This window comes from Pseudorhodobacter antarcticus, from assembly GCF_900110135.1.
GTDB lineage: Bacteria > Pseudomonadota > Alphaproteobacteria > Rhodobacterales > Rhodobacteraceae > Pseudorhodobacter > Pseudorhodobacter antarcticus.
This window is the reverse complement of the sequence record NZ_FOCO01000007.1, coordinates 92142-116716: the sequence shown is the minus strand read 5'-3', so window position 1 is coordinate 116716 and position 24575 is coordinate 92142. Positions and strand designations below refer to the sequence as shown.

At 58.7% G+C, this 24575-nt stretch carries 25 protein-coding genes; 19 read left to right on the top strand and 6 right to left on the bottom strand.

Annotated features, from left to right (window positions below):
- Positions 1-235: 235 nt before the first annotated feature.
- Both BMY36_RS05305 and miaA read right to left on the bottom strand, forming a co-directional pair.
- Complete coding sequence (locus BMY36_RS05305; protein ID WP_050519099.1) at positions 236-1033, bottom strand: AraC family transcriptional regulator; 798 nt, start codon at positions 1031-1033, stop codon at positions 236-238.
- Between the two features lie 119 nt (positions 1034-1152).
- Positions 1153-2040 carry a tRNA (adenosine(37)-N6)-dimethylallyltransferase MiaA gene (gene miaA, locus BMY36_RS05300; protein WP_050519130.1) on the bottom strand — a complete coding sequence of 296 codons (888 nt, stop codon included), beginning with the start codon at positions 2038-2040 and terminating at the stop codon, positions 1153-1155.
- A gap of 206 nt (positions 2041-2246) precedes the next feature.
- Between miaA and pyrH the strand changes: the two genes are divergently transcribed.
- The 13 genes from pyrH to lpxB all read left to right on the top strand — a co-directional run bounded on the left by pyrH (position 2247) and on the right by lpxB (position 14392).
- Positions 2247-2984: a UMP kinase gene (pyrH, locus tag BMY36_RS05295; protein ID WP_082224791.1), complete on the top strand. Its 738-nt coding sequence runs from the start codon at positions 2247-2249 to the stop codon at positions 2982-2984.
- A 69-nt stretch (positions 2985-3053) separates the two neighbouring features.
- Positions 3054-3617 carry a ribosome recycling factor gene (gene frr / locus BMY36_RS05290; RefSeq protein ID WP_050519098.1) on the top strand — a complete coding sequence of 188 codons (564 nt, stop codon included), beginning with the start codon at positions 3054-3056 and terminating at the stop codon, positions 3615-3617.
- A 32-nt stretch (positions 3618-3649) separates the two neighbouring features.
- Positions 3650-4375 (top strand): polyprenyl diphosphate synthase, encoded by a 726-nt coding sequence (gene uppS, locus BMY36_RS05285; RefSeq protein ID WP_050519097.1) that lies wholly within the window; start codon positions 3650-3652, stop codon positions 4373-4375.
- Positions 4372-5205: a phosphatidate cytidylyltransferase gene (locus BMY36_RS05280; protein ID WP_050519096.1), complete on the top strand. Its 834-nt coding sequence runs from the start codon at positions 4372-4374 to the stop codon at positions 5203-5205. Before uppS ends, BMY36_RS05280 begins: the two co-directional genes overlap by 4 nt.
- A gap of 3 nt (positions 5206-5208) precedes the next feature.
- Entirely contained in the window at positions 5209-6393 is a 1185-nt protein-coding gene (gene dxr, locus BMY36_RS05275; RefSeq protein ID WP_050519095.1) for a 1-deoxy-D-xylulose-5-phosphate reductoisomerase, read from the top strand.
- 35 nt (positions 6394-6428) lie between these two features.
- A complete protein-coding gene (gene rseP / locus BMY36_RS05270) occupies positions 6429-7778 on the top strand; it encodes an RIP metalloprotease RseP (protein ID WP_050519094.1) in 1350 nt (449 codons plus the stop codon).
- A 157-nt stretch (positions 7779-7935) separates the two neighbouring features.
- Positions 7936-8073, top strand: coding sequence for a hypothetical protein (locus BMY36_RS19835; RefSeq protein WP_175469251.1), 138 nt, complete (start codon positions 7936-7938; stop codon positions 8071-8073).
- Between the two features lie 133 nt (positions 8074-8206).
- Complete coding sequence (gene bamA, locus BMY36_RS05265; RefSeq protein WP_082224790.1) at positions 8207-10564, top strand: outer membrane protein assembly factor BamA; 2358 nt, start codon at positions 8207-8209, stop codon at positions 10562-10564.
- On the top strand, positions 10564-11133 hold the full coding sequence (locus tag BMY36_RS05260; RefSeq protein WP_050519093.1) for an OmpH/Skp family outer membrane protein: 570 nt from the start codon (positions 10564-10566) through the stop codon (positions 11131-11133). Before bamA ends, BMY36_RS05260 begins: the two co-directional genes overlap by 1 nt.
- A gap of 73 nt (positions 11134-11206) precedes the next feature.
- On the top strand, positions 11207-11677 hold the full coding sequence (gene fabZ, locus BMY36_RS05255) for a 3-hydroxyacyl-ACP dehydratase FabZ (RefSeq protein WP_050519092.1): 471 nt from the start codon (positions 11207-11209) through the stop codon (positions 11675-11677).
- On the top strand, positions 11674-12459 hold the full coding sequence (gene lpxA / locus BMY36_RS05250) for an acyl-ACP--UDP-N-acetylglucosamine O-acyltransferase (RefSeq protein ID WP_050519091.1): 786 nt from the start codon (positions 11674-11676) through the stop codon (positions 12457-12459). Before fabZ ends, lpxA begins: the two co-directional genes overlap by 4 nt.
- Positions 12456-13274 (top strand): LpxI family protein, encoded by an 819-nt coding sequence (locus BMY36_RS05245; protein WP_050519090.1) that lies wholly within the window; start codon positions 12456-12458, stop codon positions 13272-13274. Before lpxA ends, BMY36_RS05245 begins: the two co-directional genes overlap by 4 nt.
- The gene (gene lpxB, locus BMY36_RS05240) at positions 13271-14392 is read left to right on the top strand and encodes a lipid-A-disaccharide synthase (protein ID WP_050519089.1); all 1122 of its coding nucleotides are present in this window, start codon (positions 13271-13273) and stop codon (positions 14390-14392) included. The genes BMY36_RS05245 and lpxB overlap by 4 nt, the downstream gene beginning before the upstream one ends.
- A gap of 140 nt (positions 14393-14532) precedes the next feature.
- On the opposite strand, the gene mnmA is transcribed toward lpxB, so the two are convergent.
- Complete coding sequence (gene mnmA / locus BMY36_RS05235; RefSeq protein ID WP_050519088.1) at positions 14533-15669, bottom strand: tRNA 2-thiouridine(34) synthase MnmA; 1137 nt, start codon at positions 15667-15669, stop codon at positions 14533-14535.
- A gap of 120 nt (positions 15670-15789) precedes the next feature.
- Here mnmA and sciP point away from each other — a divergent pair, with 120 nt between their 5' ends.
- The 5 genes from sciP to BMY36_RS20730 all read left to right on the top strand — a co-directional run bounded on the left by sciP (position 15790) and on the right by BMY36_RS20730 (position 21359).
- Positions 15790-16068 carry a CtrA inhibitor SciP gene (sciP, locus tag BMY36_RS05230; protein ID WP_050519087.1) on the top strand — a complete coding sequence of 93 codons (279 nt, stop codon included), beginning with the start codon at positions 15790-15792 and terminating at the stop codon, positions 16066-16068.
- A 95-nt stretch (positions 16069-16163) separates the two neighbouring features.
- Positions 16164-16877: a response regulator transcription factor CtrA gene (ctrA, locus tag BMY36_RS05225; RefSeq protein ID WP_050519127.1), complete on the top strand. Its 714-nt coding sequence runs from the start codon at positions 16164-16166 to the stop codon at positions 16875-16877.
- A 76-nt stretch (positions 16878-16953) separates the two neighbouring features.
- Positions 16954-19065, top strand: coding sequence for an NAD-dependent DNA ligase LigA (gene ligA, locus BMY36_RS05220; RefSeq protein WP_050519086.1), 2112 nt, complete (start codon positions 16954-16956; stop codon positions 19063-19065).
- On the top strand, positions 19062-21149 hold the full coding sequence (gene recG / locus BMY36_RS05215; protein WP_050519085.1) for an ATP-dependent DNA helicase RecG: 2088 nt from the start codon (positions 19062-19064) through the stop codon (positions 21147-21149). Before ligA ends, recG begins: the two co-directional genes overlap by 4 nt.
- 87 nt (positions 21150-21236) lie before the next feature.
- Positions 21237-21359, top strand: a complete 123-nt coding sequence (locus BMY36_RS20730) for a hypothetical protein (protein ID WP_269430823.1) — start codon at positions 21237-21239, stop codon at positions 21357-21359.
- 143 nt (positions 21360-21502) lie between these two features.
- Here BMY36_RS20730 and BMY36_RS05210 read toward each other — a convergent pair whose 3' ends face one another.
- Positions 21503-21934, bottom strand: coding sequence for an iron-sulfur cluster assembly scaffold protein (locus BMY36_RS05210; protein ID WP_050519084.1), 432 nt, complete (start codon positions 21932-21934; stop codon positions 21503-21505).
- A gap of 112 nt (positions 21935-22046) precedes the next feature.
- Between BMY36_RS05210 and hisI the strand changes: the two genes are divergently transcribed.
- Positions 22047-22409, top strand: coding sequence for a phosphoribosyl-AMP cyclohydrolase (hisI, locus tag BMY36_RS05205; RefSeq protein WP_050519083.1), 363 nt, complete (start codon positions 22047-22049; stop codon positions 22407-22409).
- Here hisI and gluQRS read toward each other — a convergent pair.
- Entirely contained in the window at positions 22404-23243 is an 840-nt protein-coding gene (gene gluQRS / locus BMY36_RS05200) for a tRNA glutamyl-Q(34) synthetase GluQRS (protein ID WP_050519082.1), read from the bottom strand. The genes hisI and gluQRS overlap by 6 nt on opposite strands.
- Positions 23231-24559 carry a methylenetetrahydrofolate--tRNA-(uracil(54)-C(5))-methyltransferase (FADH(2)-oxidizing) TrmFO gene (gene trmFO / locus BMY36_RS05195; protein WP_050519081.1) on the bottom strand — a complete coding sequence of 443 codons (1329 nt, stop codon included), beginning with the start codon at positions 24557-24559 and terminating at the stop codon, positions 23231-23233. Before trmFO ends, gluQRS begins: the two co-directional genes overlap by 13 nt.
- Positions 24560-24575: the final 16 nt, after the last annotated feature.

Sequence of the window (24575 nt, the reverse complement as noted above, 5' to 3'; positions counted from 1 at the left end):
TTCTCCCTGAACTGTGTGTCTCCCTCTTTGAACCGACCGGCCCAAGAGGAGAATCGTTTTTATAATTTGGCAAGGCTCGTGAATTGTCCTCGTGCCGCGTCATTTCCGCACGGATTTGCCCGGTGGTCAACGGTTGGTTTCGCCGCTTGGGCTGTTGAAACCGACATGGCCGCAGGAAACGGTCTAAAAACGACATGTGTCGTTTTTAGACCGCGAAGCTGCGCGATGCAACCGATCAAGGCTCTTTTCTGAACGCCGACGGGGACTTGCCGGTTTTTTGCTGAAACGCACGGGTGAAATACGCGGGCGAGGCAAAGCCAAGCGCACCCGCAATTTGCCCCACCGGAATCCGTGTTTCCGACAGCAAGGTTCGCGCTTCAAAGATCAAGCGATCTTGCAACAATGCCGATGCAGGCTTGCCGCAGGCCAGCTTGCAGCAGCGTGTCAAATGCGTGGGCGTCACACCCAGCGCCCCTGCAAAATCCCCAACCCCCATGCCGGACCGAAAATTGCGTTCCAACAGGCTGGAATAGCGCGCGACCAATCGGTGGGCGGCGTCCGGGCGCTTTACCTCATCGCCCGCCTTGTCCACTTGACGCTCCAACCACACCCCTAGCAGCCCCAGATAATGCCGCGTTGCGCGGTCATGCGCAGGCGTGGTGCTGTTCATTTCGCGCAAAATCGCATCCAGCGTTATGTTCAACTCTTGTTGCGCATGGGTTTCGCGGATGCGCAAATGATGCGGCACGCGGGGCAAGATCACATCGCAGGATTTGCCAAAAAAAACGGCGGTGCCAAACACTTGCGGCCCCACCTCAAACCCATGCATCACCCCTGCCGGAATGAACACCGCATTGTTGGCGGTATAGCCCCGCGTCGATCCGGCAATCGTAATCCGCCCTTGGCCTTTGGTGACCCAAAGCAGCATCGGTTCGGATAGCGCGCGCATCGCCTCCACCCGCCAGCGGCCATTGGCGGCCAGCCGGGGAATGGCGATCAAGCGTAGGTTTGATGGGGGGGCCGGGTCAAGCATGAATATATCCTAAGGTTGTCCAAATGGTATGCTGCGCCCGCGCCCTTACCCAAGCACAAACTTGCCCAAATCGAACCCGTCCACAGACCTATCCACAGCTTTGGCAATAAATCGCGCGGCTATACCCCCGGATCCAGCGGGATCCAGCCTTTCATTCGGTTGCGCAGCCAAGTGCGCTGGCGTTTGGCATATTGTCGTGATGCCAGTTTCGCCTGTGCCACCGCCGCGTCCAAATCCAAGTCACCGCGCAAATGCGCAATCAACTCCGGCGCGCCAATCGCGCGTGATGATGCACGGGTTGGCACCCAATCGGCCAAATTCGCGCGCGCCTCCTCCAACGCGCCTTCCGCCATCATCGTGTCAAACCGCTGGTCGATGCGTGCGTTCAGCCAATCCACCTGCGGGCGCAAAACAATCGCTGTCACCGCATCCAATGGTAAAACTGCAGGCCCGGTCTGGTCTTGCCACGCCGCCAACCCGCGCCCCGTGGCTGTCAACACCTCCCACGCCCGCTGCACCCGCGCCGGGTTTTGGATATCAATGCGCGCCGTTGTGGCGGCATCCAGCTCGGCCAACAGGCCCGCGACCCCTTCTGCGGCCATGCGCGCATCCGCCACCGCCCGCACCGCCGCAGGTGTCGCGGGTATTTGGGCCAACCCATCGGTCAAGGCGCTGAAATATAAACCCGTCCCGCCGACAATCACTGGGCGCAGCCCTTGCGCAATCTCGCCTTGCACCTCGCGTAACCAATGCCCCACGGAATAATCGTCGCCAGCCCCCACATGCCCATACAGCGCATGGGGCAGGGCGCGCGCCTCCGCAATCGACGGTCGCGCCGTCAAAACCCGCCAACAGCCGTACACTTGCAACGCATCCGCGTTCACAATCACCCCGCCGCCTTGCGCCACAATCGCAGCCGCCAGCGCCGACTTGCCACTCGCCGTCGGCCCCGCAATCAACACGGGCCGGGCGGCGGGGATGGACCCAATCTCAAATCCGTCATTCATCTTGGTAAAAATACCTTTGGGGGGGAATTGGCCGCAAGGCCAAGAGGGGGCAAACAGCCTCCCGCTACCCTTTTGCGCCAAAACCGCCGCTTCCTTGGTTGAACCCGCCGCCGTTTTGCGACATTTTAACCGCCAGATAAACCCCCGCAAGGCCCGCACGCCCACACTTATCGCGCGAAAGGCCACCCAGCAGTCAGGACACCAGCATGCCGATCAACCTCGCCGATACCTCCATGACCACCCACGGCCGCGTCATGCTGAAAATCTCGGGTGAGGCGTTGATGGGCGACCAAGGCTATGGCCTCCACCCGCCCACCGTGGCCCGCATCGCCCAAGAGGTGAAATCCGTCCACGATCTGGGCGTTGAAATCTGCATGGTCATCGGCGGCGGCAACATCTTTCGCGGCCTCCAAGGGTCAGCGCAAGGGATGGAACGCACCACCGCCGATTATATGGGCATGCTTGCCACCGTGATGAACGCGCTGGCCATGCAAGCAGCGCTTGAGGACCTTAAAATCCACACCCGCGTGATTTCCGCCATTCCGATGGACCAAGTCTGCGAACCCTACATCCGCCGCCGCGCTGTGCGTCACCTTGAAAAGAAACGCGTCTGCATTTTCGCCGCAGGCACCGGCAACCCCTATTTCACCACCGATACGGCAGCCACCCTGCGCGCCAATGAAATGGCCTGTGAGGCGATCTATAAAGGCACCAAGGTGGACGGCGTTTACGACAAAGACCCCAAAAAATACCCCGATGCCAAACGCTATGACACTGTCACCTACGACGAAGTGCTGCAAAAACACCTCGGCGTTATGGATGCCTCGGCCATCGCCCTTGCCCGTGACAACAACCTGCCCATCATCGTGTTTTCGCTTGATGAACCGGGCGGCTTTCGCGGCATCCTTGCGGGCCGTGGAACCTATACCAAGGTGCATGGCTAACCCGCCCTCCCTATACAGACCCCACGCCCCGCGCTATATAACCTGCAGTTTACGATAAGGAATTGACCAATGGCCGATGATTTCATGCTGGATACCGATGATCTGGAACGCCGGATGGATGGGGCCCACGCCTCCTTGCGCGTGGAATTTGGCACGCTGCGCACCGGGCGCGGCTCTGCCTCTATGGTCGACCCGATCATGGTCGATGCGTACGGCGCCATGACGCCTTTGAACCAAGTCGCCACCGTCAACGTCCCCGAACCGCGCATGGTCACCATCAACGTCTGGGACAAAGGGCTGGTTGGCAAAGTGGAAAAGGCGATCCGCGAATCCGGCCTTGGCATCAACCCGCAACTGAACGGCACCATCATCATGCTGCCCATCCCCGAGTTGAACGAGGAACGCCGCCGCAGCTTGACCAAGGTCGCGGGCCAATATGCCGAAAGCGCCAAGGTTTCCATCCGCAACATCCGCCGCGATGGGATGGACCAAATCAAAAAGGCCAAAAACGATGGGATTTCTGAAGATGATCAGAAATTCTGGGAAGGCGCTGTACAAGAGTTGACCGACAAAGCCATCACCGCCATCGACAAAGCGCTTGAGGTCAAACAGCAAGAGATTATGCAGGTCTAAACGGTCCTTTTAACCAGCAAAGGGCCGCTCCCTTGTCCGCATCAGATCTTAAATCCCATCCTGTCGAACATGTCGCCATTATCATGGACGGCAATGGCCGCTGGGCAACCAATCGCGGCTGGCCCCGCCTTGTGGGTCACCGCAAAGGTGCGGAACGGGTCAAACAAATCGTCGCGGCGGCACCCGATTTGGGCATCAAATGGCTGACCATTTATGCGTTTTCCACCGAAAACTGGAAACGCTCGACCGAGGAAGTGCTTGGCCTCATGGCGATTTTCGCCCGCTATATCCAACGCGAGGCGGAACGTATGTCGCGCGAAGGGGTGCGGATGCGCTTTATTGGCGACCGCTCCAAACTCGACCCCAAATTGCAACGTCTCATGGCGGGGATAGAGGCACGCACCGCTGGCTTTTCCCGCCTCAACCTGACGGTCGCCATCAACTACGGCGGGCGCGACGAGTTGTTGCGCGCCACCCGCGCTTTGGCGATTGAGGTCGCCGAAGGGCGGCTGGAGCCTTGCGATATCACCGAGGCCGCACTGGCCGACCGGATGGACACCCGTGACATCCCCGACCCCGATCTGGTCATTCGCACTTCGGGTGAAACCCGCACCTCCAATTTTCTGGTCTGGCAATCGGCCTATGCCGAATATGAATTTACCCCCACCTTGTGGCCCGATTTTTCGCCCGAAGAACTCGCCACCATTCTTGCCCGCTTTGGCAACCGCGAACGCCGTTTTGGCGGGGTGCCTGCATGACCGCCAACCCCAACCGCTGGTCCGATCTTCGCCCGCGCATGTTGTCGGCCCTTGTGATGGCCTCCATCGCGGCGCTGGAAATCTGGGCGGGCGGGCCAACCTTTTCCATCCTCATCGTCTTCCTCACAGGCTTTATGCTGTGGGAACTTGGCGCCATGACCCGGCCGCAAGCAGCCCCGCGCGATGACCGCCCGCGCCGCCGCCCGCCGGGCCGGGTGTCGGCCAGTCTGGGTGTGCTTGGCGCAGTTTGCTTGGCCCTCACGCTGATTTCCCCGCGTGAATATGCCTCCGCTCTGCTGCTGGTGCCCGCAATTGCTTTTGCGCTAACCGGGCGGCGCGACCGCAGGTTGGCCACGCTTTGGGCCGCCGCTGTGATGGTCGCAGGTTTTGGCCTGATTGCGCTGCGCAATGATGCAGGCACGCCTGCCATTGTTTGGTTGGTTATGGTGGTGGTGGTCAGTGATGTGATGGGCTATTTCGCCGGGCGTATCCTTGGCGGCCCAAAATTCTGGCCTGCGATCAGCCCGAAGAAAACATGGTCCGGCACGGTTGCGGGCTGGATGGGGGCAGGGGTCGTGGGCGCTGCGTTTTGGTATTTGGGCTATGCGCCTGCGGGCATTATCGTGCTGTCCGCGCTCGTATCCTTTGCAGGGCAAATGGGCGATATTGCCGAAAGCTGGATAAAACGGCGCACTGGGGTCAAAGACAGTTCTGGCCTTATCCCCGGCCACGGTGGGTTCCTTGATCGGTTTGATGCGATGACCGGGGCCGTGGTGCTGGTGATGCTGCTGTCGCTGTTCGTCCCCCTCCCGCTTCCCATGGGGGGCTAATCCGTGCGCTCCATCTCTATTTTTGGCGCGACGGGCTCGATTGGCGAAAGCACGTTTGATCTGATTATGCGCGGCGGTGGCCCTGCCGCCTACCGCACCGTGGCCCTGACAGGCGCGCGCAACATTCCCCGTCTGGCCGAAATGGCCCGCGCGCTGCAGGCCGAAATTGCGGTGACCGCGCATGATGATCTGCTGGACGCGTTGCGCGACGCCCTTGCAGGCACGGGCATCGACTGTGCCGCAGGCGCTGCCGCCATTGCCGATGCCGCCGATCGCCCCGCCGATTGGGTGATGTCGGGCATCGTGGGGGCGGCAGGTTTGGTGCCGGGTCTGCGCGCCCTGCGCCACGGCGGCACGCTGGCATTGGCCAATAAGGAAAGTCTGGTCACGGCCGGGCCTTTACTGATGGCCACCGCCGCCAAATTCGGTGCCACCTTGCTGCCCGTCGACAGCGAACATTCCGCCGTGTTCCAAGCTTTAGTGGGAGAGGATAAAGAAGCGGTCGAACGCGTCATCATCACAGCCTCAGGCGGGCCGTTCCGCAGCTTTACGATGGACCAAATGCACGCCATCACGCCTGCCCAAGCGGTCGCGCACCCCAATTGGTCCATGGGTCAGCGCATCTCTATCGACAGTGCGTCCATGTTTAACAAAGCCTTGGAACTCATTGAAACCCGTGAATTTTTCGGCTTTACCCCTGACCAGATCGAAGTGATCGTTCACCCCCAATCCATCATCCACGCGCTGGTCGGCTTTACCGATGGTGGTATCATGGCCCACCTTGGCCCCGCCGATATGCGCCACGCCATCGGCTACGCGCTGCACTGGCCGCAGCGGGGCCATGTGCCCGTCGAACGCCTCAACCTCGCCAAACTCGCCACCCTGAATTTTGAAGCCCCCGATCCCGCCCGCTTTCCCGCCCTACGCCTTGCGCGCGATGTGATGGAAACCCGTGGCCTGTCGGGGGCCGCCTTTAACGCCGCCAAAGAAATCGCGCTGGACGGCTTTATCGCGGGCCAATTGCCGTTTCTGGGCATGGCGCAGGTGGTGGAAACCACACTTTCCCAACTTTCGCGGCAAAATAGCCTTCAAATTGCCGCGACCGCCCTTGAGGATGTGCTGGCGATGGACCATCTCGCAAGAAAGACCGCCGCGGAAGCGGTCAAATCGTGGCAGGCTAAAACTTAGCAGGCCAAATCGTTGCAGTAAGGAACATAACACCCGTGGAAATCGTCAACCTGATCCCGTCCTTTGGCAATCTCGCATGGACGCTTGCGGCCTTCGTCGTCGCTTTGTCCATCATCGTCGCTGTCCATGAATATGGCCATTACATCGTCGGCCGCTGGACCGGTATCCACGCCGAAGTGTTCTCGCTTGGCTTTGGCCCCGTCCTCCTCTCTCGCGTCGATAAACGCGGCACCCGCTGGCAGTTTGCGGCCATTCCCTTTGGCGGCTACGTCAAATTCCTGGGCGACGCCGACGCTGCATCGGGCAAAGACGGCACCACCATCAGCACCATGACCGCCGCCGAACGCCGCCACACCATGCACGGCGCGCCCCTGTGGGCCCGCTCTGCCACCGTGTTCGCGGGCCCCTTGTTCAACTTCATCCTGACGATGGTCATCTATATGGGCGTCATCCTGCATTTTGGCGTCGCAGGCGACCGCGCCTTGATCACCGATGTCAAACCCTTGCCCAATGCCGCGCAAACCCTGCGCCCCGGGGATGAGATTTTGGCCGTAAACGGCACCGTGACCCCCGATTTGCAAAGCTTCGTCACCACCGCCCGCGCCCTGCCAACCGCCGCCACCGTCGATTATACCGTGGCGCGGGGCGGGTCGGACGTGACCATCACCGGGCCGTTTCCGTTCCCCGCGCTTGTTGGTTCCATCGCGCTGGAATCGGCGGCAATGGACGCAGGGCTGGCCGAAGGTGACGTAATCATGGCCATTGACGGCCAACCCGTCACCGCCTTTACCGACCTTGTGGCCTATGTAAAGGAAAGCAAAGACGCACCGCTATCGTTGAAAATCTGGCGCGACAATGGCGCGGATGGCACCATCTTTGACACCACCCTGACCCCGCGCCTCACCACCAATCCCTTGCCCGAAGGCGGATTTGAAGAACGCTATCTGATCGGTCTGGGCGAGGGGCTGATGTTTCGTCCCGCCGTCTATACCCCAGGCCCAATTGAGGTGGTCACCATCAGCGCCGAACGCACTTGGGGGCTGGTCACCACCACATTCTCGGGGCTGACCCACATCATCACCGGGGCCATTTCCACCTGCAACTTGCGCGGCCCCATCGGCATCGCGCAATCCTCCTCGGCTGCTGCAACCCAAGGTATTTCCACCTTCATTATGCTGATTGCGGCACTTTCCACCGCCGTGGGCTTGATGAACCTGTTTCCCATCCCCGTGCTTGATGGCGGCCACCTTGTGTTTCACGCGTATGAGGCGATTACAGGCAAACCCCCATCTGATCGCGTTTTGCGCGTGATGATGATGGTCGGGCTTGGCCTTTTGATGTCGCTGATGGTGTTTGCCTTGGGCAATGATCTGTTTTGCCCATAACCGACCACTGGGGGCTCCGAACTGGGGCCTCCGAGCTGGGGCCTAATCATCCCACCAAAAAACACGGGGCAATCGCGCCAATCCATCGCGATTGCCCAAATCACGCCATAATCGCCCGCTATTAAGGTCGGATACCCAGCAACGAAAGGGGCGTGTGATGCAAACTGTAAAAATGGGCTATCGTGGGGTTTCCCTTTTGATCGGGTTGAACTGGGACCGCTTCTTCAGCGTGGGCACCGTTCTGGTCGGCCTGATGGCAGGCGCCATTTTTGGCAATATGATCGTTAATCCCTGATCTTGAACACCTAATCTGGCGCAGCAATTCGACATTACTGCAAGATATTGAAACAATAAGCCACTCTGCCCTTTTGACAAGCCGTTACATTCCCGCTAATCAGGGGGAAATAGTAACAAAATGGGGCAGAACAATGTATATTGCGGAACGGGGTCCAGTCTCCCGCAACATCTTGCGCCAATTTGGTCGGCACAGCGCCGCCCTTTCGGTTTTCGCAATTCTCTCAATCACTTCGCTGGGGATGGGCACGCCTGCAGCGGCGCAATCTTACAGCTTTTCCACCGTAAAGGTGGAAGGGAATGAACGCGTCGACGCAGCCACCATTCTATCTTACGCCGGAATCGGGCAGGGCCAAACGGTCAGCGCGGGCGAATTGAACGACGCATTCCAGCGTATTTCCGCCGCAGGTCTGTTTGAAAGCGTGCAAATCACGCCCCAAGGTGGCACCCTTGTGATCGCGGTCAAAGAATTTCCCACCATCAGCGTCATCAATTTCGAAGGCAACCGCCGTTTGAAAGATGAAATGCTGGCTGGCATCATCAAATCCCAATCGCGCCGCGTGTTTTCCCCCGCGCAAGCCGAGGCGGACGCCGCCGAAATCACCAAAGCGTATCAAGAGGGGGGGCGGTTCGCCGTCACCGTTGATCCGCGCATCATCCGCCGGTCCGGCAACCGCGTCGATCTGGTGTTCGACATCAAAGAAGGCAAAGTGGTCGAGGTGGAGCGTTTGTCTTTCGTCGGCAACCGCGCGTTTTCCGACCGCCGTTTGCGCCAAGTGCTGGCCACCAAACAGGCAGGGCTTTTCCGCAGCATCATCCAATCCGACACATTCATCGCCGACCGCATCGAATTTGACAAACAATTGCTGCGCGATTTCTACGCCGCGCGCGGGTATGCCGATTTCCAAGTGCTGGATGCTGTTGGCGAAGTGACCCGTGAACGTGATGGCTTTTTCGTCACGTTCAACGTGCGCGAAGGCCAAAGTTTCAAAGTGGGCCGGGTGTCTACCATTTCGGAAATCCCCGAAATTGACGCCGCCGAATTTGAAGCGGTGCAAAAACTGCGCTCGGGCGTGACCTACACCCCCACCGTGATCGAAAACAACATCACCCGTATGGAAAACCTTGCGCTGCGCAAAGGCTTGAATTTCGTCAAGTTTGAACCGCGCATCACCCGCAACCCACGCGGTTTGACGTTGGATGTGGAATTTGTGATCTCCAAAGGTGATCGCGTTTTCGTGGAACGCATTGATATCGAAGGCAACACCACAACCCTCGATTCCGTGATCCGCCGTGAATTTCGGGCCGCCGAGGGGGACCCCTTCAACCCGCGCGAAGTGCGCCGCGCCGCGGAACGCATCCGCGCGCTTGGCTTTTTCAAAGATGCCAAGGTGGATGCCGAACAAGGCAGCGCGCCTGACCAAGTCATCGTCAATGTCGATGTCGAAGAGCAGCCCACAGGCTCGCTGTCCTTTGGCGTGACCTATGGCGCGGATTCGGGTGTTGGCCTGAACGCCGCGTTTCAAGAAACCAACTTCCTTGGCCGTGGCCAAACCATCGGCCTCTCGCTTGGGACTGGAACGGATAATAAAACCGCGGCTTTCAACTTCTCTGAACCAGCGTTTTTGGGCCGGGATTTGAATTTTTCGGTCTTTGCGGGCTATACCGAAACCGACAATGCGAATGCGTTTTACAACACCCGCGACGCCAATATCGGCTTTGGCATCGGGTTCCCTGTCGGTGAAAACAGCACGCTTCAGCTGAACTATAAACTATCCGAAAGCCGCATTTCGGACGTTGGACCAAATTCCTCCGTCATTTTGCATGCCGAGGAGGCGGTGGGGGGGCAATTCTCCTCCTCCATCGGCTACGCCTTTGCCTATGATACGCGCACCACGGGGCTTGATCCAAACGGCGGCATCTTGTTGCGCTTTAGCCAGGATTTCGCTGGCTTGGGTGGGGATTTGCAATTTATCAACACCAACGCGCTCGCCTTGGCGGAACGCCGGGTGCTGAACGATGATCTAACGCTGCGCGCGGTTTTTGAAGGCGGGATGCTGAACACCAGCAAGAACAACTCCCGTGTGACGGAACGGTTCTTTTTGAACTCGAAAATTCGTGGGTTTGAAAGCAACGGCATCGGCCCGCGCGATCTGAACGCCGTAAACCAAGACGCATTGGGCGGCAATATGTACGCCGTTGCCCGGTTTGATGCAGAGTTTCCAATCGGTCTGCCCGATGAATACAACATCAAAGGCGGCGTGTTCGCAGATGTTGGCACGGTGTGGAGCCTTGATAACGTGAACGGCGGCCCCGTGGGGGGCCCAATCGGTGCCGTGGATGACAGCGCAAACCTGCGCGCCAGCATCGGTGTGTCGCTGTTTTGGGACACGCCTATCGGCCCGTTGCGCTTCAACATTGCTCGCGCGATCAAGAAAGAAAGCTACGACAAAGAACGTAAGTTCGATTTGACCATTTCGTCATCGTTCTGATGCGGCGGGTCTTGGTCCTTTTGCTGGGGGCGGTGCTATGCGCACCGCCCTTGGCTTATGCCCAGACCGCGCCTGCACCTGCACCCGCACCCGCCCTAACCGCCCCCTTCCAATCCCCGATTGTCGCCATCGACCAGCAACGCCTGTTCACCGACAGCGCTTTTGGCAAGGCATCCCTCACCGCCCTCGAAGCCGCCTCGCGCGCGCTGCAATCCGAAATTCGCCAAATCGAATCGGACCTCGAGATTGAGGAACGCCTGCTCACCGAACGCCGCGCCACTTTGCCCCCCGCCGAATTCGCCCCTCTCGCCAGCGCCTTTGACGACAAGGTCGAAGGGATCCGTGCCGCTTGGGGCATCAAAGACCGCGACCTGAAACGCCAACGCGACCTTGACCAACAAAGGTTTTTTGACGAAGCCGTGCCCATCCTTGCCGAAATGATGCAAGAAATGGGGGCTGTGATGCTGGTCGACCGCTCCACCATCATCCTCAGCCTTGACCGCGCCGACATCACCCAGGCCGCCATCGACCGCATCGACGCCCGCCTAACCCCGCCAGCCACCCCCTAACCTTGCGCCCGCAGGCCCGCTTTGATAGCCAAACCCTACCGCCCCGCGCAGTTTGTTATGATGGAGTACCCCGATGATCGATGCCGCACCCCCCATCCCCACCACCGCCGACATCGCCCTGATCCAGCGCATCCTGCCGCACCGCTACCCCTTTCTTTTGGTTGATAAAGTCCGCGATATCGTCCCCAACCAATCCGCCGTCGGCATCAAATGCGTCACAATGAACGAACCGCAATTCCAAGGGCATTTCCCCGGCAAACCCGTGTTCCCCGGCGTCCAGATTATTGAGGCGCTGGCTCAAACTTCGGGCGTTCTCGTCGGCGTCTCGCTCAACCTTGCCGATAAAAACCTGCTGGTCTATTTCATGGGGCTGGACGCGGTGAAATTCCGCCGCATGGTCGTGCCGGGCGATGTGATGGAACTGCATGTCACTGTCAAACGCGGCGGCGGCAAGGTCTGGAAATTTGAAGGCCGCGCTCTGGTCGATGGAGAATTGTGCGCCCAAGCTGAATTTACCGCCATGATGGACCTGCCAAAAGCATGACCGCCACCATCCACCCCACAGCCATTGTCGAACCGGGCGCCACCATCGGCGCAGGCTGCACCATTGGCCCGTTCTGCATCGTGGGGCCCGAAGTCACCCTTGCCGAAAACGTCACCCTCAAATCCCATGCGGTCGTGACGGGCTGGACCGACATTGGCACTGGCACCATCATTTTCCCTTTCGCCTGCGTGGGCGAGGTGCCGCAAGACCTGAAATTCAAAGGCGAACGCACCCGCCTTATCGTCGGCGCACGCTGCCGCATCCGCGAAGGTGCTACGCTGAACACCGGCACCTCGGGTGGCGGCGGCATCACCCGCGTTGGCGATGATTGCTTGCTGATGACCGGCTCGCATATCGGCCATGACGCCCAAGTGGGCAACCGCGTCATCCTTGCCAACCAAGCAGCGGTCGCGGGCCATTGCCAAATTGGCGATGATGTGATCATAGGCGGGTTGTCGGGCGTGCATCAATGGGTGCGCGTGGGGCATGGCGCGATCATCGGCGCCGTCACAATGGTCACCAATGACGTTCTGCCGCATGGCTTGGTGCAAGGGCCGCGCGGCGAACTTGATGGGTTGAACCTCGTCGGCCTCAAACGTCGCGGCGTGGAACGGTCAGAAATCACTGCCCTGCGCGCCGGATACCAAATGCTGGCCCAAGGTGATGGTACGTTCCTTGACCGCGCCCGCCGTTTGGCCGACGAATCAGACAGCCCGCATGTGCGCGAAATGACCGATTTCATCCTGTCCGCCAGCGACCGTTCGTTCCTAACGCCAAAATGACCGATATCGCGATCATCGCCGGGGCAGGGGGACTGCCCGCTATCCTCGCCGCCCAAATGCCGCAAAAACCCCTCATCGCGGCGCTTGACGGTTTCACGCCAACGGGCCTCACCCCCGATCTGCATTTCCGCATTGAACGGTTGGTCCCTTTCCTCAACCATTTGATAGATCAAGGAATAACGCGCGTCTGTTTCGCAGGGGCCGTGCAGCGCCCCGTTCTCGACCCGTCCTTGTTCGATCCTTTGACCGCGCAAATGGTCCCGCGCTTGATCGCGGCGATGCAATCGGGCGATGATGCCACATTGCGCGAAGTGCTTAACATTTTCACCGAATTTGATCTAAAAATCGTCGGCGCGACCGATATCGCCCCGCATCTTACCCCCGGTCCCGGCCTCCTTGCGGGCCAGATCACCGACCAGGATCGCAACGATGCCATGCGTGCCGCCACCATCACCGCCGCCTTGGGGGCCGTGGATGTGGGGCAGGGCGCAGTGGTGCAGGCGGGCCTTTGCCTTGCCGTGGAAACCCTGACGGGCACCGATGCGATGCTGGCAGGGGTCATGCAAATCCCCGCCAATTTGCGCCCTCGCGCCACCCGTGGCCTCTATTTCAAAACCCCCAAACCCGGCCAAGATATCCGCATTGACCAACCCACCATCGGCCCGCAAACCCTTGATATGGTTGCGCGCGCTGGCCTTGGCGGTATAGCGTTTCAAACGGGCGGCGTCATCCTCCTCGACCAACCCGCGCTCATAACCCAAGCCAATGCGCTCGGCCTGTTCCTGTGGTCGCGCGACGATCAGGGACAGCCATGAAACTCACGCTCATCGCGGGCGAACCCTCGGGGGACCGCCTCGGTGCGGCGCTGATGCAGGCTCTCAAAACCCTCGTCCCAAACCTTCAATTCCACGGTATTGGCGGACCTTTGATGCAGGCCGAAGGGCTTGCCTCGCTTTTCCCGATGGAGGAACTCTCGGTGATGGGCATCGCCGAAATTCTGCCCAAATACCGGGCCCTCAAACGCCGCATCGCCCAAAGCGCCGCAGCGACCTTGGCCGAAAACGCGGACGCCCTCATCACCATCGACAGCCCCGATTTTTGCCTGCGCGTGGCCAAAATCGTCAAAGCGGCCCGGCCCGCAATGAAAACAATCCATTACGTCGCCCCTTCTGTTTGGGCATGGCGTCCCGGCCGCGCCGCCAAAATGGCCGCCTATATCGACCATGTTCTGGCGCTTTTGCCGTTTGAACCGCCTTTGATGCAGGCCGCAGGCATGACCTGCGATTTCGTTGGCCACCCGGTTGTCAGCGAACCCTTGGCGCTCAAAACTCCACAAACCAGCCCTCTCATCCTTGCCCTCCCCGGCTCGCGGCGTGGCGAAGTGTCCCTCCTCGCCCCCATCATCGGCCAAACCCTCGCCCTCCTAAAAGCCCACCACCCCACAGCGCGCGTGGCCTTGCCAACCGTGCGCGGCGTGGCGCCTCTTGTGCGCGACCTCACCCGCGATTGGCCCATACAGCCCGATATTATTGAAGATGCGACCCATAAACGCGCAGCCTTCGCCAACGCAACTGTCGCCATCGCCGCCTCCGGCACTGTCTCCTTGGAACTCGCCGCCAACGCTTGCCCGATGGTCATTGCTTATAAAATGAACCCTATCACTCTATGGCTGATGCGCCGCGCCGCGCTGGTCGATACTGTCACCTTGGTCAATCTGGTGTCTGAAACGCGCACAATCCCCGAATTTCTCGGCCCCGATTGCACCGCGCAAAACCTCGCGCCCGCCTTGTTATCCTTGATGCAAAACGGCCCCGCCACAGCCGCCCAACATGCCGCCATGCACCTCACAATGCAACGCTTGGGGCAAGGCGGCGAACCGCCAAACCTGCGCGCCGCCCATTCGGTCCTAAAGGCCCTAAACCGCGCTTTCTAAATTCATCTTGGCAAAAATACCTGCGCCGCAGGCACCTATTTTACCGCATGAAATCGCGGTTCAATTTCTTAAAATTCTCTTAACAAAAAAACCAAACTCAAATAAAATCAACGCGCTACCAATCGCATCGCGCGCGATCCTTACCCGCGCCACACCCAGCCGCCGCCCAAAACCCGGCTGCCCTCACCTTCATAAAACACGCAGGCCTGCCCAGGCGATACGCCTTCCTCCGGGCTCAACAATTCCACCGTCGCCGTGGTCGCTGAAAGGGGCCGCAAAATCGCCCTGCGCGGCGCGCGCGTGGACCGCACCTTGACCATCACATGCCATTCCGCTCGGCTGTCCAAGGGCGCGTCCCCCAACCAATTGATCTCACGCAGCGGCACCATCCGGGTCGACAGCGCCTCCTTCGGCCCCACCACAACCCGCTTCAACTCCGCGTCCAGTTTTACCACATACAAAGGATCGTCTAACCCCCCAATCCCAAGGCCGCGCCGCTGCCCGATTGTATAGTGAATCACCCCGCGATGCTCCCCCAACACCCGGCCCTCCATATCCACAATCTCGCCCGGATCGGCCGCACCGGGCCGCAGTTTTTCAATGACAGCCGCATAATTTCCGTTCGGCACAAAACAAATATCCTGGCTGTCGGGTTTGTCCGCCACCGTCAACCCAAACTTCGCCGCCAACGCCCGCGTCTCGGCCTTGCTTTCCAGATGCCCCAAAGGAAATCGCAAATAGGCCAACTGCTCCGCCGTGGTTGAAAACAAGAAATAACTTTGGTCGCGCGCGTGGTCCGCCGCCATGTGCAATTCCGGGCCCGCCACGCCGTCCTTGCGTTGAATATAGTGCCCCGTCGCCATACAATCCGCATCTAAATCGTGCGCGGTGTTCAACAGGTCCTTAAATTTCACGCGTTCGTTGCAGCGAATGCACGGCACCGGCGTCGCCCCCGCCAGATAGGCGTCGGCAAACTCATCCATCACCGCCGCGCGAAACGTGTTTTCATAGTCCAAAACATAATGCGGGAACCCCATGGTCTCCGCCACGCGCCGCGCATCATGGATATCGCGCCCCGCACAACAGGCCCCTTTTTTCGCCAAGGCCGCCCCGTGGTCATACAGCTGCAAGGTCACGCCGACCACATCATACCCTTCTGATGCCAGTTGCGCCGCCACGGCAGAGCTGTCGACACCCCCGGACATGGCGACCACGACCCGCGTCTCGGCAGGGGGCTTGGCAAAACCAAGGGAGTTAAGGGGGTGATCAAGCGACATTTTCAAACCTCTATTCTGATGTGTTGTAATATAGGAAAATGCAACGCACTCTCCAACCCCACGTTTTACGCTTGATTAAGGGTAATCCGGCAATCTGACCCCCAAAGGTGAGGGTTGGTGATGTATTTGAAAAAAGTTGATGGTCCCCGGCAAGTCACGCTTCCAGATGGAACGGTCCTAAACCGGGCTGATCTGCCGCCTGCGGACACGCGGCGCTGGGTCGCCAGCCGAAAAGCGATTGTTGTCAAGGCGGTGGTCTATGGCCTTATCCCCGAATCAGAGGCGTTGGAACGCTATGCCCTGTCGGCTGAGGAATTCGCTTTGTGGCGCGCCGCGGTGGAGGTTCATGGCGAAAATGCCCTAAAAGTGACAGCAATTCAGAAATACAGACAACTTTAGATTGTTTTTTCAATAGGCTTTGTGACAGTAACTCTCAGTTAACCATTCGTCTGCAAAGTGGTTAATGAATGCGGCTAGATGCGGAGTTACTGAATATGCGAATCCTTTTGGTTGAAGACGATCCCACCACCTCACGCAGCATCGAATTGATGCTGACCCATGCCAACCTGAACGTGTTTTGCACGGACTTGGGCGAGGAGGGGATCGATCTTGCAAAACTGTATGATTACGATTTAATTTTGTTGGATATCAATCTGCCGGATATGAGCGGGCATGACGTGCTGCGCCAATTGCGGCTGGCACGGATCGACACGCCTATTTTGATTCTGTCGGGGGCCGATGATACCGAAAGTAAGCTGAAAGGCTTTGGCTTTGGGGCCGATGACTATATGACCAAACCGTTTCACCGCGAGGAATTGGTGGCACGGATCCATGCGATCATTCGACGCTCCAAAGGTCATTCGCAATCAATTATTAAGACCGGAAAGGTCTGCGTGAACCTTGATGCAAAAACGGTTGAGGTTGACAGCAAGACTGTGCATTTGACTGGCAAAGAGTATCAAATGCTGGAACTTTTGTCGTTGCGCAAAGGCACCACACTGACCAAGGAGATGTTCTTGAACCATCTTTATGGCGGCATGGATGAGCCTGAGTTGAAAATTATCGACGTGTTCATCTGCAAATTGCGCAAAAAACTGGCGGAGGCGACGGGTGGTGTGAACCATATCGAAACGGTCTGGGGCCGTGGGTATGTGTTGCGCGACCCAGCGCAGGGCGAGGGTGAAGCGCGTTTTGCCATTGGTGCGTGACTGGCATCTGGACGCGGGCGTGACCTGCCCCTAAACCTGTGTTGATTGCGGGCGAGGGGGGATCATGTCTCAAAAAATGCAGGATGCAGCAGTGGCCGGCCTGACACAAGCGGAGGCCAGCGCAGAGCTGGCCCGACTTGCGCAAGCGCTGAACACCGCAAACGCTGCGTATCACACGGATGATGCCCCCGAGATTTCGGATGCTGTCTATGATCTGTTAAAGCAACGCAACCTTGCGATTGAGGCGCGGTTTCCGCATCTGAAGCGCGCCGATAGCGCCACGGACCAAGTCGGTGCCCCGGTGGCAGATGGTTTTGGCAAAGTGGCGCATGAGGTGCGCATGCTTAGCCTTGAAAACGCGTTTGACGCCGCAGATGTCGTCGATTTTGAGGATAGGGTGCGTAAGTACCTGGGTCACATGGGGCCGTTGGATTTTACCGCCGAACCGAAGATCGACGGTCTTTCCCTATCCCTGCGCTATGAACAGGGACACTTGGTGCAGGCGGCCACGCGCGGTGACGGCGAAGTGGGCGAAAATGTTACAGAAAATGCGCGCACCATCGCGGATATTCCGCACACTCTGCAAGGTGCGCCCGACGTGTTAGAAGTGCGCGGCGAGGTTTACATGAGCCATGCTGATTTTGCTGACCTGAACACGCGCCAGACCGCTCGCGGGGGCAAAAGTTTTGCCAACCCGCGCAATGCCGCAGCAGGGTCGTTGCGCCAACTGGATGCGCGGATTACGGCAGAACGTCCCCTGCGGTTTTTTGCCTATGCTTGGGGTGCGCTGTCTGATCCCTTGGCGCACACGCAGATGGATGCCATTAACCAATTGAAATCGCTTGGTTTTGCGACAAACCCTTTGACTGCGATCTGCCCCTCTGCTCTTGCGTTGGAGGCGCATTACCGCATGATCGAGGCGCAGCGCGCGACGCTTGGCTATGATATTGATGGCGTGGTCTACAAGGTTAACGATTTGGCCCTTCAACGCCGCCTTGGGTTCCGGTCCAGCACCCCCCGTTGGGCGATTGCACATAAATTTGCGGCGGAAGTGGCTTGGACGCGTCTGCAGTCTATCGACATTCAAGTTGGGCGGACGGGCGCATTGTCACCCGTGGCGCGTCTGCAACCTGTGACCGTGGGCGGCGTTGTGGTGTCCAACGCAACCTTGCACAATGAAGATTATATCGCGGGGCGTGATAGCAAAGGGGCGGAAATTCGCGGCGGTAAAGATATTCGGATCGGCGATTGGGTGCAGGTATATCGCGCGGGTGATGTCATTCCGAAAATTGCGGATGTTGATGTGTTCAAACGCCCTGATGATGTGCAACCCTTTGATTTTCCAACTGTTTGCCCTGAATGTCGCTCGCGTGCCTTGCGTGAGGATGGCGATGCTGTGCGCCGCTGTACGGGCGGTTTGATCTGTCCCGCCCAAGCCGTCGAACGGTTGCGCCATTTCGTAAGCCGTGCCGCTTTTGACATCGAAGGCCTTGGTGCAAAGCAGGTGGAGGCGTTTTACCGCGATGGTTGGGTCAAGACGCCCGCAGATATTTTTACGCTGCGGGCGCGGTTTGGGTCGGGTTTGCAGCAGGTGAAAAACCGTGAAGGTTGGGGGGATAAATCGGCGCAGAACTTGTTTGAGGCGATTGATGAAAAACGCAAAATCCCTTTGAACCGCGTGATTTTTGCCTTGGGTATCCGCCATATTGGCGAAAATTCAGCCAATTTGTTGGCCAATCGCTACAGCACTTGGCCCGCGTTTGAGGCGGCGATGACCCAAGCCGACATCGGTCAAGGTGCGGCTTGGGAGGAGCTGTTGGCCATTGATGGTGTGGGGGCGGTGTTGGCCGCGTCCGCCGTTGCAACCTTTCAAAATACTGGGGAACGGGCTGCGATTGATGCGCTGATCCGCGAACTTGACGTGCAGCCTGTCATGGCCCGCGCATCGGTTGACAGCCCTGTTGTTGGAAAAACGGTCGTGTTCACCGGGTCGTTGGAAAAAATGACCCGCGCCGAAGCAAAGGCCCGCGCCGAAAGTCTAGGTGCAAAAGTGTCCGGCTCGGTTTCGGCCAAGACGGATTTACTGGTCGCAGGTCCGGGTGCTGGGTCAAAAGCCAAAGCCGCAGCGGCCTTGGGTATTGAAATCATGGATGAAGATGGCTGGCTTGCCCTGATAGGCGATGCATGAGCCGGCCTGAAATCCTGTTCCCGCTGTTTGCAGATCTAGAAACTTTGGATGGAATTGGCCCAAAAACGGCGCGGGCCTTTGCCGCACTTGGGGTCGAACGCCCCAAGGATTTGTTGTTTTTGCTGCCACATTCGGGCGTGGACCGGGCGCGCCGCGCCTCGGTTCGCGATGTCGTGCCGCCTGTCACTGTGACCGTCGAGGTGACGGTGGGCCAGCACATGGCACCGCACAGCAAAGGTCGCCCGTACCGGATTTTGGTTGCGGACGCGGCATTAGATTTTCAGCTGGTGTTTTTCCATGCGCGCGGGGAATATCTGCAAAAATTGCTGCCAACTGGAGAAAAGCGCCTTATTTCGGGCCGTGTCGAAGCGTTCGATGGCATTGTGCAAATGGTCCATCCCGATCATGTTTTGCGACTGGAGGAGGCGGGGGAGCTGCCACCCTTTGAACCCGTGTACCCCCTGACGGCAGGGATTACCCAAAAAATGGTGGCAAAGGCTGTCGGTTCAACCCTTGGGCGCTTGCCAGATTTGGCGGAATGGATTGATTCGGGCCAAAAAGCGCTGGAAAACTGGCCCGACTGGGCGGATGCCATCCGGTCTGGCCACAGCCCCAGCAGCAACGCGGATTTTGCGCCGACGGCCTCGGCCCGGTTGCGGCTTGCCTATGATGAATTTTTTGCGCATCAGGTCACGCTGTCTTTGGCGCGCGCCTCGCAGCGCCGTGCCAAAGGGCGCGCAACGGTGGCCGCAGGCGCATTGCAACAGACGGTTTTGGCCGCTTTGCCCTATGCGCCAACGGGCGCACAATCGCGTGCGGTGGCTGAAATTATGGCCGACATGGCGTTGCCGGTGCGGATGAACCGATTGCTGCAAGGCGATGTGGGGTCTGGCAAAACGCTGGTCGCCTTTCTGGCGCTTTTGGTCGCGGTTGAGGCAGGCGGTCAAGGCGTGATGATGGCCCCAACCGAGATTTTGGCGCGTCAGCACCTGACCGGATTGCAAGATTTGGCTGCCTTAGCGGGGGTACGGCTGGAGTTGTTGACGGGCCGCGACAAGGGGGCTGAGCGTGTGCGCAAACTGGCCGATCTTGCCGCTGGGCGAATCCAGATACTGGTTGGCACCCACGCGGTTTTTCAAAAAGACGTTGTTTTTCATGATCTTCGTCTGTCGATCATAGACGAACAGCACCGCTTTGGTGTTGCCCAGCGGATGGAATTGGGGGCCAAGGGGCAGTCGGTTGATGTGCTGGTCATGACCGCTACGCCGATTCCGCGCAGCCTTGCCTTGGCCAGTTACGGCGATATGGATGTGTCGGTACTGGATGAAAAACCAGCGGGGCGCAAACCGATTCAAACCGCGTTGGTCCCGACAGTGCGCATTGATGAAGTGGTTGAAAAACTGCGCCGCGCTGTGGCCGAAGGGCGGCAGGCCTATTGGGTTTGCCCTTTGGTGGAGGATAGCGAGGTCCTTGATTACGCATCGGCGCAAGCGCGGTTTGAGCAGTTGCGCGCCACGCTGGGCGAGGGGGTGGTGGCGATGGTGCATGGCCAAATGCCAGCCGCAGAAAAAGACGCTGCAATGGCCGGGTTTGTGGCTGGGCGCGCCAAAGTTTTGGTGGCAACCACGGTGATTGAGGTTGGCGTGAACGTGCCCAACGCGTCGATCATGGTGATCGAGCGGGCGGAAACCTTTGGTCTGGCACAATTGCACCAATTGCGGGGCAGGGTTGGGCGTGGGTCGGCACATTCCACTTGCTTGCTGTTGTACCAAGCCCCCTTAAGCGAGACAGGGGAGCGCCGTCTGAAGATCCTGCGCGATACCGAGGACGGCTTTCGGATTGCCGAAGAAGACCTTGCCATGCGGGGGGCTGGCGACCTGATCGGCACCGCGCAATCTGGCCTGCCACGGTTTCGGGTGGCTGATATGGAACGTCAGACCGCCTTGATGGCGGTTGCGCAATCGGACGCGCGCAAATTGCTGCATGATGATCCTGATCTAACCTCAGTACGCGGGCAGGCGGTGCGCATGTTGCTATGGTTGTTGGACCAAGATCGCGCAATTCGGTTGATTGCGGTCGGTTAACCCTTTTTGTTCTAAGATGTTCTCATAAAGTTCTTTACAGCCCGTGAAGAATGTGAGAACAATGTAAGAACAAATAAGGAGGTTCCAATGATCACCGAAATCAAAGCCGTCGCCGCCCGTTCGTCCGCAACCCTGTGGGAGGATGCATTTGGGGTGTTGTCGCTGTTTGCCGTGCTGGTCGCAGGCCTGTCCTTGCCGTCCCTAATTTAAGTTTACTGCCCGCGATCTGTTGCCTCGGGCGTGCGCACCTGTCCCAAACCTGTGCCACGCATTTTATGGGGGTGTCCCTCCCCAGCTGCGCCCGTCAGATACGCCCCTTGCCGCCGCCACCCTTGGGGTGCGCGGCGGTTTTTTTATGCAGTTTCAGCGGCTTCTGTCGCCGCTTCCAGCGCCAGAAGGATCGATGCGTGCCTGTTCTTGAAGTCTCGTGCGGGCGCAAGCGCAGCAAACCCATCAAAAGGTGCGCTTGGCACCGGGCCATCCGCCGCCAGCATCTCGCGTAATGCGTCGCGTGCTATGGCAAGGCCCGCCGCTGTTTGCCCGATCACCGCAGACCCCACTACGGCAGCTGCCGCCTGGCCCAAGGCGCAGGCCTTTACATCTTGGGCAAATTCCACCACCCGGCCATTTTGCATCACCACGTCCACGGTCACAACCGAACCGCACAATGGCGACCGTTTGCGCGACGTACTTTGCGGGGCGGGCAGGCGGCCCACATGCGGAATATGTGCTGCAAGTTCCAAAATGCGCCCAGAATAAAGCTTCATCATCTCGGCGTCGCTCATGGAACCCCTCCTTTTGCCGGTTTGCGGTCGTTGATGGGTCAAAACCCGTTTCAATCATCCAGCCGTTGCGCATAGATAGGGGGCGTGTGCGCTGTTGCAAAGGAAAACTCTGATGTCATTTGACCCGTCTACGCTAAAGTTCAATGCGCAAGGCCTGATTCCGGCGATTGCTCAGGATCATATCAGTGGCGAGGTGCTGATGTTCGCGTGGATGAACACCGAGGCGATCGCCCGAACGCTTGCCACGCGGCAGGTCACCTATTGGTCGCGGTCGCGGCAGGCGTTTTGGGCAAAAGGCAAAACCTCTGGCCATGTACAGAAATTGGTGGAATTGCGCATCGATTGTGACCGTGATTGTCTGTTGCTGCGGGTCGATCAAGCGGGCCCGGCCTGTCATACGTTGCGCCGGTCTTGTTTTTACACCGTGGTCCGCGATGGGGATGAGGTGATCACCGCTGATCCGATGTTATCATAGGCCGATCATGCGCCGAATATTGGCAGGGGTGGTGCCCTCTGCCCGATATTTCGCTATTGCGCGGGCGTCATCACGTTTTGCCAACCGCTTGCCCGCCGCGTCACGGATCAGGGGGTGGTGGTGATATATCGGCGTGGCAAGGTTCAACAATCGTTGCAAAACCACATGTATTGCGGTCGCTTCAAACAAATCCTCACCACGCAGCACATGTGTGACCCCCTGCGCTGCATCGTCCAAAACCACAGATAAATGATATGAGGTGCCCATATCGCGCCGCGCCAGCACGATATCGCCAATCCCATCCAAATAATCCGCCCGTGTCCGGATTATGGTGCCAGTATGACATGGCCCCGTTTCGATAAAGTTAACATCAGCCACCAAATCCATCGCCGCCGCCATGTTTAGGCGGAAAACCCCATTTTTACCATCGCGGTGCTGTGCCGCGCGACAGGTCCCGGGATAGATCGGCCCGTCTGGTCCCACAGTCACGCCCTCTTGCGGCGCACTTAGGGCCATGTCGATATCGCGGCGCGAACAGGTGCAGATGTAAATCAGGCCACGCGCCAAAAGCCTATCAAGGGCTGTGCGATATACAGGCAAACGATCCGATTGGCGCATCACGGGTCGTGGCCAATTCAGGCCAAGCCATTGAAGGTCATCATAAATCTGTGTTTCCCATTTGGGCCTGCTGCGGCTTTGGTCAATATCCTCAATCCGCAGCAAGACTGTGCCACCCGCGGCCTGCGCCATATCTTGTGCCAAAAGCGCTGAATACGCGTGGCCCAAGTGCAAAGGGCCAGTCGGGGAGGGCGCAAAGCGCGTTAGGAAAGCCATTCCGTAAATGCCTGCTTGGCCCGGTCCGTATAGGCTTTGTACCGATCTTTGCGCCCGCGTCGCCCACCTTTTGCGTCAATCGGCGGGAAAAGACCAAAATTCACGTTCATCGGCTGAAAGGTTTTCGCTTCGGCCCCGCCGGTGATGTGGGTGATCAACGCGCCCATCGCCGTATCTGGCGGGGGGGCTGATAATGTTCCGCCCAAAATCTCGGTCGCGGCCATACGCCCGGCGATAAGGCCCATCGCAGCACTTTCAACATACCCTTCGACGCCCGTGATCTGCCCAGCAAAGCGGATATTGGGCTGGCTGCGTAGGCGCATCTGATCGTCCAGCAAGGTGGGGGAATTGATAAACGTGTTACGGTGAATACCACCAAGCCGTGCAAAGCTTGCATCCTGCAAGCCGGGAATCATTTTAAAAACAGCGGTTTGCGCGCCGTACTTCATCTTGGTTTGAAAACCGACGATATTGTAAAGCGTCCCCAGCTTGTTATCGCGGCGCAACTGCACTACGGCATAGGGCTTCATTGGATTGTGCGGATTGGTCAGGCCCACAGGCTTCATCGGGCCAAACCGCAACGTTTCGCGGCCGCGCTCCGCCATCACCTCAATCGGCAAGCATCCGTCGAAATATCCTGCGGTTTCACCTTCATGAAACTCGGTTTTTTCAGCCGCCAAAAGGGCGTCGATGAACCCTTCATACTGCTCTTTGGTCATCGGGCAGTTCATATAGGCGACTTGTTCTTCGGCCGTTTCGCCCTTGTCATAGCGCGACTGCATCCAGGCCACCGACATGTCCACGCTTTCGGCGTAAACGATAGGGGCGATGGCATCAAAAAACGCCAATGCATCGGCCCCGGTCGCTGCGCGAATACTCTCTGCCAGCGCCCCAGATGTCAGCGGGCCCGTCGCGATAATCCAATGACCAGATGAGGGAAGTTCTGTAACCTCCTCATAAGACACCGAAATCAAAGGGTGCGCCAACAGTTTTTCCGTAACCGCCGCCGCAAAGGGATCGCGGTCCACCGCCAACGCGCCACCCGCAGGCAATCTGTGCGCGCGCGCGGTCTGCATAATTATACCGTCCGCTGCCCCCATTTCCCAATGCAACAGGCCCACGGCATTTTGCTCATCATCATCCGACCGGAAAGAGTTTGAACACACCATTTCCGCCAAATTGCCCGTACGATGGGCAAAAGTACCAACCTTTGGCCGCATTTCGTGGATGACCACGCGCACGCCCACTTGGGCCGCTTGCCAAGCCGCCTCTGATCCGGCCATTCCGCCGCCGATGATGTTTAAAACCTGTTCCATAGGCGGTCATGTAGCC